The 10168-nt window shown below is 42.7% G+C and carries 12 protein-coding genes and 1 pseudogene; 12 read left to right on the top strand and 1 reads right to left on the bottom strand.

Going from position 1 to position 10168, the window contains the following annotated elements:
* The 8 genes from JWQ85_RS20510 to JWQ85_RS20475 all read left to right on the top strand — a co-directional run.
* The coding region (locus JWQ85_RS20510) for a CocE/NonD family hydrolase (RefSeq protein ID WP_299471322.1) at positions 1–1772 on the top strand (1772 nt) is incomplete at its 5' end.
* 325 nt (positions 1773–2097) lie between these two features.
* Entirely contained in the window at positions 2098–2511 is a 414-nt protein-coding gene (locus tag JWQ85_RS20505; protein ID WP_299471320.1) for a VOC family protein, read from the top strand.
* Between the two features lie 53 nt (positions 2512–2564).
* Positions 2565–2987: a hypothetical protein gene (locus JWQ85_RS20500; protein ID WP_299471318.1), complete on the top strand. Its 423-nt coding sequence runs from the start codon at positions 2565–2567 to the stop codon at positions 2985–2987.
* Between the two features lie 66 nt (positions 2988–3053).
* Positions 3054–3380, top strand: coding sequence for a hypothetical protein (locus JWQ85_RS20495; protein ID WP_299471317.1), 327 nt, complete (start codon positions 3054–3056; stop codon positions 3378–3380).
* 73 nt (positions 3381–3453) lie between these two features.
* The gene (locus JWQ85_RS20490; RefSeq protein ID WP_299471315.1) at positions 3454–3882 is read left to right on the top strand and encodes a tail fiber domain-containing protein; all 429 of its coding nucleotides are present in this window, start codon (positions 3454–3456) and stop codon (positions 3880–3882) included.
* A 104-nt stretch (positions 3883–3986) separates the two neighbouring features.
* A complete protein-coding gene (locus tag JWQ85_RS20485; RefSeq protein ID WP_299471313.1) occupies positions 3987–4412 on the top strand; it encodes a hypothetical protein in 426 nt (141 codons plus the stop codon).
* A 94-nt stretch (positions 4413–4506) separates the two neighbouring features.
* Entirely contained in the window at positions 4507–6027 is a 1521-nt protein-coding gene (locus JWQ85_RS20480; protein WP_299471311.1) for a glycoside hydrolase family 32 protein, read from the top strand.
* Positions 6028–6558, top strand: coding sequence for a hypothetical protein (locus tag JWQ85_RS20475; protein WP_299471310.1), 531 nt, complete (start codon positions 6028–6030; stop codon positions 6556–6558).
* 58 nt (positions 6559–6616) lie between these two features.
* Here JWQ85_RS20475 and purU read toward each other — a convergent pair whose 3' ends face one another.
* Positions 6617–7441: a formyltetrahydrofolate deformylase gene (gene purU, locus JWQ85_RS20470; protein ID WP_299471308.1), complete on the bottom strand. Its 825-nt coding sequence runs from the start codon at positions 7439–7441 to the stop codon at positions 6617–6619.
* 158 nt (positions 7442–7599) lie between these two features.
* On the opposite strand from purU, the gene mraZ reads away from it, so the two are divergent.
* From mraZ to JWQ85_RS20450, 4 genes and pseudogenes are all read left to right on the top strand, one after another.
* Entirely contained in the window at positions 7600–8064 is a 465-nt protein-coding gene (gene mraZ / locus JWQ85_RS20465) for a division/cell wall cluster transcriptional repressor MraZ (protein ID WP_299471307.1), read from the top strand.
* Positions 8057–8959 (top strand): 16S rRNA (cytosine(1402)-N(4))-methyltransferase RsmH, encoded by a 903-nt coding sequence (rsmH, locus tag JWQ85_RS20460; RefSeq protein WP_299471305.1) that lies wholly within the window; start codon positions 8057–8059, stop codon positions 8957–8959. The genes mraZ and rsmH overlap by 8 nt, the downstream gene beginning before the upstream one ends.
* On the top strand, positions 8956–9366 hold the full coding sequence (locus tag JWQ85_RS20455; protein ID WP_299471303.1) for an FtsL-like putative cell division protein: 411 nt from the start codon (positions 8956–8958) through the stop codon (positions 9364–9366). Before rsmH ends, JWQ85_RS20455 begins: the two co-directional genes overlap by 4 nt.
* A pseudogene (locus tag JWQ85_RS20450) lies at positions 9363–10168 on the top strand (cell division protein); the annotation flags it as partial. The gene JWQ85_RS20455 and the pseudogene JWQ85_RS20450, both read left to right, overlap by 4 nt.

The raw sequence follows: 10168 nt of genomic DNA, 5'->3' as shown, positions 1-10168 counted from the left end.
AGAACTATACCAAGTTTGAATACCAGATCCCCATGCGCGATGGCAAAAAGCTGTTCACATCGGTTTACGTACCTAAAGATCAAGCCAAAAAATACCCCATCATGATGGACCGTACCTGCTATAGTGTGGCCCCGTATGGTACAGATAAATACAAAGGCAGCCTTGGTCCCTCAACCCAGTTTGTGCATGATGGTTACATTTTTGTTTACCAGGATGTACGTGGCCGCTGGATGAGCGAAGGCATTTACGAGGAAATGACACCCGAGCTGGAAGTGCACAAAACCAATAAAGATGTTGACGAGGGCACCGATACCTATGATACGATTGACTGGCTGATAAAAAATCTGCCGAATAATAGCGGCAAGGTAGGGGTATGGGGCATTTCTTATCCCGGCTTTTATACTACAACCGCTTTATTAAGTCGCCACCCCGCTTTGGTAGCCGCATCGCCGCAGGCACCAATTGCAGATTTGTACCGCGATGATGCTTTCCATAATGGCGCTTTTATGCTGGTAGCTAACTTTGGTTTCTACCCGGGCTTTACAAACAGGCAGGATGATAAACCTACTCAGCGCAGGGCAAAAGGCTTTAACCCGGGTACCGAAGATGGCTACAAATTCTTTTTGGATATGGGCAGCATGCGCAACTCCAACGTGAAGTATTATAAAGATACCATTCGCCTGTGGAACGAGATGATGGATCACCCTAACTATGACCAGCACTGGAAAGACCGCAATGTTTTAACCCACCTGCACGATATAAAAACAGCTGTACTGGTTACAGGCGGCTGGTACGATGCCGAAGATTTATATGGCGCTATTAACACCTACAAAGTATTAGCTAAAAAGAACCCAACCACACCGGTTTACTTTGCTATGGGCCCATGGGTGCATGGCGGCTGGGCACGTGGCGCCGGCGACCATTTAGGCGATGTTAGCTTTGGTGATGCTACAGGTCCGTTTTACAGGGAGAAAATAGAGTTCGCGTTTTTTAGTCATTACCTTAAAGGTACACCGCTGGATCTGCAAAAGGCTTCTACTTTTGAAACCGGTGTAAACCAATGGAAAACCTATAAGGCATGGCCACCGGCCGAGGCTGTTGAGAAGAACCTATACCTGCTGCCGGGTGGTAAGCTATCATTTACAGCGCCAACAACTGTTAAAGATGATTTTAAAGAGTTTGTATCAGACCCAATGAACCCGGTTCCGTTTATCGATGGGATAGATTTTGATATGAAACGTGAGTACATGACCGCCGACCAGCGCTTCGCCGAGAAACGCCCTGACGTACTTACATACAAAACCGAAGTGTTGGATAAAGACATTACCATTGCGGGCAACATTTGGGCCAACCTAAAAGTAAGCACCAGCGGTACCGATGCCGATTGGGTTGTGAAAGTATTGGATGTTTACCCGGATACGGCCACTGCCAATAAATTTACCGGTAAGGAAGTAAACATGGCCGGTTATGAGCAAATGGTACGCAGCGAGGCTATGCGTGGCAAGTTCCGTAATAGCTTTGAAAAGCCCGAGCCATTTGTGCCCGGCAAAGTTACCCCGGTAAACTTCGAGCTGCAGGATGTATTGCATACCTTTAAAAAAGGCCACCGCATAATGGTACAGATCCAAAGCACCTGGTTCCCGCTGATCGACAGGAATACCCAGCAGTTCCAGGATATTATGAAAGCCAAGGATACCGACTTTAAAAAGGCAACCCACAAGGTATATAGCTCAAAACTGCATCCAAGTTATTTGAAGGTAAGGGTGTTGTAGGAAATATTAAGACGCGAAGTATCGCGTCTCTACCCATGAATTTGTTATTGTAGAGGCGCGATACTTCGCGCCTTTTTATATGATATGAAATTGATGTATTGCGTCTGTCTTAACGAGGAAAAAAAGAGAACATCTCTGCAATATCAGCAAATGTAAAATTCAATAATCCTCTGACACTGTTTTGTCAGTATGGTAAATGTTAATTACTTGATTATCAAGTGTTCATCTATATTTGCGAGTGTTCACGGCCGTGAACGTGAACATCTACTGTAAGGAGTTTATAAATCGGCCCGAAACCTATAGAGCTTCTGCTAACTTTATAATTATGCAAAACATCAACATCACCGCTATCCAACACATCGGCATCCCGGTAACCGATATCACCAACTCGCAAGCCTTTTACGAGCGCCTGGGCTTTGCAAACGTAATGCAGGCTGGTTTTATAGATGGCGGGAAGCCCGGCACCTGCATAATGATGCAACGCGGCGAAATGGTTATTGAGCTTTACCAATTACCCGAGCCTGCTTTAAGTGAGATACACACCCGAAAGAACGGGCATATCGACCACGTGGCTTTTAACGTGCCCGATATTGATGAAGCCTTTACAACTATACAACAAGCCGGCTTTAATATCATAGAACCTGAACCTGTGTTCCTGCAGTTTTGGGCCAACGGCTGCAAGTACTTTAATATAACCGGCCCCGATGGTGAACGGATGGAGTTTAACCAGATATTATAAGCTGTTATATTAACCTTTTTAATAGTTATGCGTTAACAATAAAATATCTCACTATGAAAAAGCTGATCATTTTTTGTTTATCACTGGCAATTGTTACCTCATCATGTACAAAAAAGCTGAACAACGGTGGTTGCCCCACAAATCAGATCTGTACTGATATCTTTGCTTCGGTAGGTACGCAGTTTGTTGATAAGGATGGGAATAATGTGGCAGTGAAAGATTTTGCAGTTATCAATCTGCGCACCAATAAACCCATTGTGGCCAAAAACATGGTCGACCCCGGGTTCTCGCCCATGATCCATACTATTGTAAGCGATGCTAATAAAAAAGAACTTTCTACCGAAGGCGACGAACTAAAGGTTGCCGCTATAAATGCTGCTACCAATAAGCCCATATCCGCCATTTTTAAAATTTCTGGTGGTTGTAATTGCCATGTCGAAAAACTGGCAGGCCCGGAAAAAATAGTGGTTGATTAGCGTTCATTATCATAAAACATTTTGTCTTAAATCCCGAATTTGCTATGTTTGCATAGTATTTTACTTATGCGATTCACCTGGTTAAAACACTTACTTGTTTTTATATGCATATTTTCCATACTGGAAAGTACAGGCGTATCTATTACCTCAATACTGATAAAAACCAACATTTGCCAAAACGATTGCTGGCCGGGAAGTGACGATGATGATACAGCCGAGAAGAACGAAAACAAAGAAAGTAACCCGAAAGAATTTTGGGCTATCAATCAGGATCTGGCATTTCCGCAACTGCACATGTATTATAAAGTCATTATTTACCCTGATGAAAAAAGCAGCCACCATTTAGCCTGGGTTTCACCAGTACCTACTCCTCCGCCAAATTATACGGTTTAATTTATTGCATTGTTTATCATCCCTGCCATAAGCAGGCAGGTAAAATATTATCTAAAAATTAAATCTTATAATCATGAAATCTTGTGTTAAAATCATATTGTCATCTATATTGTTCGTTATTATTAGTACTGCCACGTTTGCCCAAAAAGTAAGTGATAGCAGTATTAAAACCAATACTGCACCGGTAGCCAATTCGCTTAGTTATATTACCCAACTGCAACCCGTAAGTTACGAGTATAACCGCGGCGAATACAAGCAGCTTAATTTACCTGCCGGTAAGCAATTTGGGTTTATTGCTAACGATGCAAAGCTTATAGTTCCTTCGGCTGTGAGTAACCGCCATAACTGGTACACAGCAGGCAAGGGCACCCAGCGTACCGTTACCACATCCGAAGTTGACCTGGAAAAATTGGTGCCGCTATTAGTTGGCGCTATAAAAGAACAGCAGGCACAAATTGAAAATCTAAAACAAGAAGTACAGCAGCTTAAACAAAGCAGGTAGTTCATATAAGCCTGTAAGGTGCATAAATACCATCTTACAGGTTTATTATATTAGCTGTAGCATAGTAGTTGAAAAATACGTATTAACTAATAAACCAACCAATTATGTATAAGAAACTACTTTGTGTACTGCTTTTGGCCTTCAGTATATCGGCTTGTAAAAAAAGTAATAATAAGCCCGCTTGCGAGATGCAGGCATGTACGGCTATGTTTGCGTATTTGGGTATTGTTTACAATAACCATAATGGGGATGCCGCGCAGGTAAAGGATGTTACTATAATAAACCTGCGTACGGGTAAAACAATAACCCCGCCTTCATATCCACCCGCTGCCAGTTTTGTGGCTGGTTTTGTACTTATCGCGTCAGACGGCACTAAGGATGAGTATTCTGCCGAAGGCGACGATGTGAGCATTACAGCTACGAGCGTTACTACAGGGCAGGTTAAAAAGGCTATTATAAAAGTATCCGGCGGCGGTTGCAATTGCCATATTGCCAAAGTATCGGGTCCCGAGACGGTTAAATTCGACTAACAATTTTATACTATCGTTGTTACAAATCAGTTCAATAGTACTTAGCTTTAGCATTAAATGTAAAAGCGGATAATATTAACCTGAATTTTCATCGATGGAGATCAAAAAACGATTACTTACAATATGCTTTGTTGTAGCCGCCGTATCATTACAGGCGCAAAAAGCACCCACTAAATTATACCAGGAACCTTACCGGCTGCAGGCGCATTTTTCGCCTAAAGAGAAATGGATGAACGACCCAAACGGGATGGTGTATTATAAAGGTAACTATCACCTGTTTTTTCAGTACTATCCAAAAGCTACGGTTTGGGGGCCTATGCACTGGGGGCATGCCGTAAGTAAAGATCTGATCCATTGGAAGCAATTACCCATAGCATTATATCCGGATAAGTTGGGCTATATATTCTCGGGCAGCGCGGTAATTGATAAAGACAATACATCTGGCTTTGGCACTAAGGGTAAACCCGCCATGGTAGCCATATTTACCCACCACGACCCAAAAGGAGAGAAGGCGGGTGCATCAACCTATCAAAATCAAAGCATTGCCTACAGCCTTGATGAGGGTACCACCTGGACAAAGTATAAAAGCAACCCTGTAGTTAAAAACCCCGGTATAAAAGATTTTCGCGATCCTAAAGTGTTTTGGTACGCGCCCGGCAATAAATGGGTGATGACACTTGCCACTAAAGATAGGATCACCTTCTATTCGTCGCCCAACTTGAAGGATTGGAAAAAAGAAAGCGAATTTGGCCGGATGCTTGGTGCCCACGGCGGTGTTTGGGAATGCCCGGATCTTATACCATTGAAACTTAACGGGAAAGAATACTGGGTATTGCTGGTAAGTATTAACCCGGGTGGCCCCAATGATGGGTCGGCTACGCAGTATTTTGTGGGCCACTTTGATGGCAGCAAATTTACCCCAACCAGTACAGAAACCAAATGGATCGATCATGGGCCCGATAATTATGCAGGCGTAACATGGTCAAACACCGGTACCCGTAAAATATTTTTAGGGTGGATGAGTAACTGGCTATATGCTAACCAAGCGCCAACCGTTAAATGGCGCAGCGCTATGACTATCCCGCGCGAACTTTCTTTAAAATCGGCCGCAGGCGATATCTGGCTGGCTTCAAACCCGGTAGAAGAGTTGGAAAACATAATAACCAAAACTATAAATGTAGACGCCGGACTTTTAGCAAAGGATAACAACATATTTTCGGTGATCAAACAAACTCCGGCGCAGTACACACTTAAATTTAATACACAGGCAGTAAAAGATTATTCGGTAATACTATCTAACAATGCAGGCGAAAAGCTTGTAATAGGTTACGATGCCAAAAACAGCCGTTATTATATAGACCGCACAAAGGCCGGGCAAAATGGCTTCAACAAGCAGTTCGCATCGATATCGTATGCGCCAAGGATATCGCTCTCGCCAACATCCAATTTTGAGCTATTGGTAGACGCTTCCTCTGTTGAGCTCTTCGCCGATGGCGGATTGAGCAACCTTACCGGTATTTACTTCCCCAAAAAACCATACACCCGTTTAAGTATAGTAAACAACGGTATGGAGATAGAGGATTTGCAGATACAGCCGCTTAAATCGATATGGTAAATGAAAAATATTTCAAGAAGCGTAATTATATTTAGCGTCGTCCTTTCACAAATTACTGTATCTTTTGCTCAAGATAGGGTGCTGAATAATGAGAAATACAAACACTCGGTTTCCGATAGTTTGTTCAACGAATTCTCAAATGGTATATATCATAGTTTTTATACATCATCTTATATGTCTACAACTACTCCAACTTTTACAATGCTCAAAGTTGACATTAGTAAGAATGGAAAAGTAACCAGTATTCAATTTTCTGATAGCGCCGATTCTACATTTGTTAAAGCATATTTAAACAGAAAAAAATGGCATGATGATAAGGCGACTTTAGAAAAGTATGCCAAAATAAAATCATATACTGATGTTTCCTTGTTGATTCCTGTAAGCTGGGAGCCCGATTATCCAAATCAAAAAAAGCTGTTTTCGTATGATGAAATGGAGGGGATAATGAGATTTAATAAAAAAGATTTTACTGGTAAGTCGGTATTTTTCCCTCCAATTTATATCAAAATAACGCCAGGAGGCAATATGTAGTATAAATGCCTCAGCTGGCGCACGCGTGCCGCGTGTGTCAAACCGGTAGACATATGTATTACTCCAGCACTACTGTTTTATTCTTATAAACAAACACCCTGTCGTCAAATACCAGTTTTAGGGCTTTGGCTAAAACGGCGGTTTCAATTTCCTTTCCGGCTTTAACCATATCATGGACGGTATGCGAGTGGTCGGCGGGGATAATTTGCTGCGCGATGATGGGGCCTTCGTCCAGTTCGTCGGTTACATAATGTGCTGTGGCGCCTATCAGTTTTACCCCACGTTCGTAGGCCTGGCGGTAGGGGCTTGCACCCGCGAATGCCGGTAAAAAAGAGTGGTGGATGTTGATGATCTGCATCGGGAAACGGCTCACAAAATCGTGCGATAATATCCGCATAAATTTAGCCAGCACCAGGTAATCAAACTCGTATTTTTTGGTGATATCAATGATGGTTTGTTCAAAGGCAGCCTTGTCTTCAGTAGCCTGCACCGGGTAAAAGGGGATATCAAATCTTTGGCAAACATCCTGCAGGGTGTTGTGGTTGCCAATTACACATTGCACGCTGGCACCCAGTGTTTTAAAATAATTACGTATCAAAATATCTGCAAGGCAGTGGTATTCTTTTGTAACCAGCACAATTATCTTTTTTTCGGGCAGCGGGTTGATTTTTATGAGCGCGTTTTCGGGTAAAATATCCTGCAGATTTTCTTCAAGTCCTTCAGCACCACCGGTTTTATCAACTTCCAGGCGCATAAAAAACAGGTTAGCGGTATTGTCTACATGCTCGTGCATGCTAATGATATTGAATTCTTTTTGGGCCAGCAGGCCCGATATAGCTGCAACAAGGCCTACACGGTCTGTGCATTGTATAACAATTATCATGTTTGGCGGTGTAAATACAGTTTCAAAGCTATAATTATTCGCAACATAAAATAGTCGAAAAGGCACCAAAAATGTTGAAAACTTTTTGGTGGTAAAAAGTGGTAAAAAGTGGTAAAAGTAATCTACTTTTACTTTACAAATATTGTAGACCGTATAGAATGTCCTATTTAACCGGAGAATTTAATTGTAAACTGGATGCCAAAGGGCGGATGATGATCCCTTCGGACCTTAAAAAACAGCTTCCTGAAGCTGATAATGAAGGTCTTGTGATCAATCGTGGCCTTGAGAACTATCTTGTTATTTACACTAAATCGGAGTGGGACATAAAGCTCGGCGAACTTAGCAAACTTAACGAATACGATAGAAAAAGCATCAAATTTGTAAGGTATTTTACCGGTGGAGCAACTTTATTGCAGCCCGATGCCGCCGGAAGAGTGAATTTGCCGAAGCATTTATTGGATTACGCAGGCATTACCGGCGAGGTGGTGCTTACCTGTTTATTGAATAAAGTGGAGATTTGGGACAAGAAAGCGCACCAGGAAATGATAAGTAACGAACCCGATAATTTTGCTGATTTAGCCGAAGAGGTAATGGGCAACAAAGGAAGGGGGCGCGATGAGTAATTACCATACCCCGGTTATGCTGGCCGAGTGTATTGAGGCTTTAAATATTAAACCAAACGGTACTTATGTTGATGTAACTTTTGGTGGTGGCGGCCACTCGCGCGAAATAATGAAACATTTAGGCGAGGGCGGGCAATTGCTTGCGTTTGACCAGGATGCCGATGCACAGCAAAATGTTATTGATGATGAGCGTTTTACTTTCATTGATCAAAACTTTAGATACCTTAAAAATTTTACCCGCCTGCATGATGCTATCCCGGTTGATGGGATACTGGCGGATCTGGGTGTATCATCATACCAGTTTGACCAGGCCGAGCGTGGTTTTTCTATCCGCTTTGATGCGGAACTGGACATGCGTATGAACCAGGCTTCAGACTTAAGTGCCAAAGAGGTGGTTAACACCTACAGCGAGGCCGATCTGCACCGCATATTTGGTATGTACGGCGAAGTTCAAAATGCAAAATCGCTGGCTAAAACCATTGTAACCGCAAGGCTGAATGGCCCTATAGTTACCATAGCCGATCTGAAGAACGCGATAAGTAATATCATCCCCCGTGGGAAAGAAAATAAATACCTGGCGCAGGTTTTTCAAGCGCTAAGGATAGAGGTTAACCAGGAACTGGAAGCCCTTAAAGATTTTTTGATGCAATCGGCAGAGGTGCTTAAACCGGGTGGCCGGTTGGTAGTAATGTCTTACCACTCGTTAGAAGACAGGCTGGTAAAGAACTTCATCGCCAAAGGCAAATTTAGTGGGGAGGTAGAGAAAGATCTATACGGTAATAACAACCGCCCATTTGATGCGGTTAGTCGTGGTGCTATTATAGCAAGCGACGAAGAGATATTAAATAACAATAGGGCACGTAGTGCTAAACTAAGAATAGCTGTAAAAAAATGACAAATCGTTTGCGTACAGAAATTCCGGAGGAAGAGTTAGAAGAGCAAAAACTTGTTGTGGAAGAAAAGCCTGTGAAGGAAATTCCCGATAACTTTTTAACGCAATTCTTAAAAAATGGGGTCATCACAACTGATGATGCTACCCATGCTTTGCCTTTTATATTGTACGTGGCTTTTTTGGGGATGTTATATATAGGTAACAGGCACCTGTCTGAAAACAACATACGTGATATTGATAAAATAGGTAAAGAGGTTAAAGAGCTAAGCTGGGAATATAAAAGCAGCAAAGCCGACCTGGCCTTTAAAAGCACATTGACCGAGGTGGCAAAGCGTGCCGATACATTAGGTATTAAGGAATCGCAGCAGCCGCCACAAAAAATAACTGTAAAGGAGGACGTACAGGAATGAGTATCAGAACCAACATACTTGTAAGGGTTTACCTTGCGTTTGGGTTTATCCTTCTTTTTGCGGCAGCGGTGGTATTTCAGCTTTGCCGTGTGCAATTTGTACAGGGTAAAAAATGGCAGGCTATGTCAAAGGCTCAGTCTACCCGTTACAAAAACATTGAAGCTACAAGGGGAAATATATTTGGGGTTGACGGCAGTTTGCTGGCAACATCGGTGCCCGAGTATGAATTGCATATGGATATGCTTGCCGGTGGTATTGAGAATTATAAAATATTTAATGAGAAGATAGATTCATTATCCATGAAACTGTCTAGTTATTTTGGTGATAAATCGGCCCGCGAATATTCAAGGCTTTTCCGCGATGCGCGTAAGGATAGCTCGCGCTACCAGTTGGTTAGGCGCAAGGTTACTTATCATGAACTGAAAGACATTCGCAAGTTCCCCATTTTTAACCTGGGTAAATACAAAGGTGGTTTGATCGTTATTCAGCAGAACAGGCGTATTTTTCCGTTCCGCTTTTTGGCCGAACGTACCATTGGGTATAAAAATGCTAACGTAAAAAACGGCGTTGGCCTTGAAGGGGCTTATGCCAATTACATAAACGGCGAAAGTGGTAAACGCCTGGAACGCCGCATGGCTGGTGGTGTTTGGATGCCTATTAATGATGATGATGAGATTGCACCTAAAGAAGGGGCGGATATCATATCAACCATTGATGTAAACATGCAGGACTTTGTGCAAAGCGCGCTTGAAAAACAATTGATATACACCAAGGCCGACCATGGCGCAGCTATTTTGATGGA

The organism is Mucilaginibacter sp. (genome assembly GCF_028288105.1).
GTDB lineage: Bacteria > Bacteroidota > Bacteroidia > Sphingobacteriales > Sphingobacteriaceae > Mucilaginibacter.
Note: the sequence above shows the minus strand (reverse complement) of the source record. Positions and strands in the feature narration are given on the sequence as shown.

Coding starts and splice junctions, on each gene's coding strand:
- JWQ85_RS20505 (WP_299471320.1), top strand. CDS start 2,098: ATGCAAAACATCAACATCACCGCTATCCAACACATCGGCATCCCGGTA.
- JWQ85_RS20500 (WP_299471318.1), top strand. CDS start 2,565: ATGAAAAAGCTGATCATTTTTTGTTTATCACTGGCAATTGTTACCTCA.
- JWQ85_RS20495 (WP_299471317.1), top strand. CDS start 3,054: ATGCGATTCACCTGGTTAAAACACTTACTTGTTTTTATATGCATATTT.
- JWQ85_RS20490 (WP_299471315.1), top strand. CDS start 3,454: ATGAAATCTTGTGTTAAAATCATATTGTCATCTATATTGTTCGTTATT.
- JWQ85_RS20485 (WP_299471313.1), top strand. CDS start 3,987: ATGTATAAGAAACTACTTTGTGTACTGCTTTTGGCCTTCAGTATATCG.
- JWQ85_RS20480 (WP_299471311.1), top strand. CDS start 4,507: ATGGAGATCAAAAAACGATTACTTACAATATGCTTTGTTGTAGCCGCC.
- JWQ85_RS20475 (WP_299471310.1), top strand. CDS start 6,028: ATGAAAAATATTTCAAGAAGCGTAATTATATTTAGCGTCGTCCTTTCA.
- purU (WP_299471308.1), bottom strand. CDS start 7,441: ATGATAATTGTTATACAATGCACAGACCGTGTAGGCCTTGTTGCAGCT.
- mraZ (WP_299471307.1), top strand. CDS start 7,600: ATGTCCTATTTAACCGGAGAATTTAATTGTAAACTGGATGCCAAAGGG.
- rsmH (WP_299471305.1), top strand. CDS start 8,057: ATGAGTAATTACCATACCCCGGTTATGCTGGCCGAGTGTATTGAGGCT.
- JWQ85_RS20455 (WP_299471303.1), top strand. CDS start 8,956: ATGACAAATCGTTTGCGTACAGAAATTCCGGAGGAAGAGTTAGAAGAG.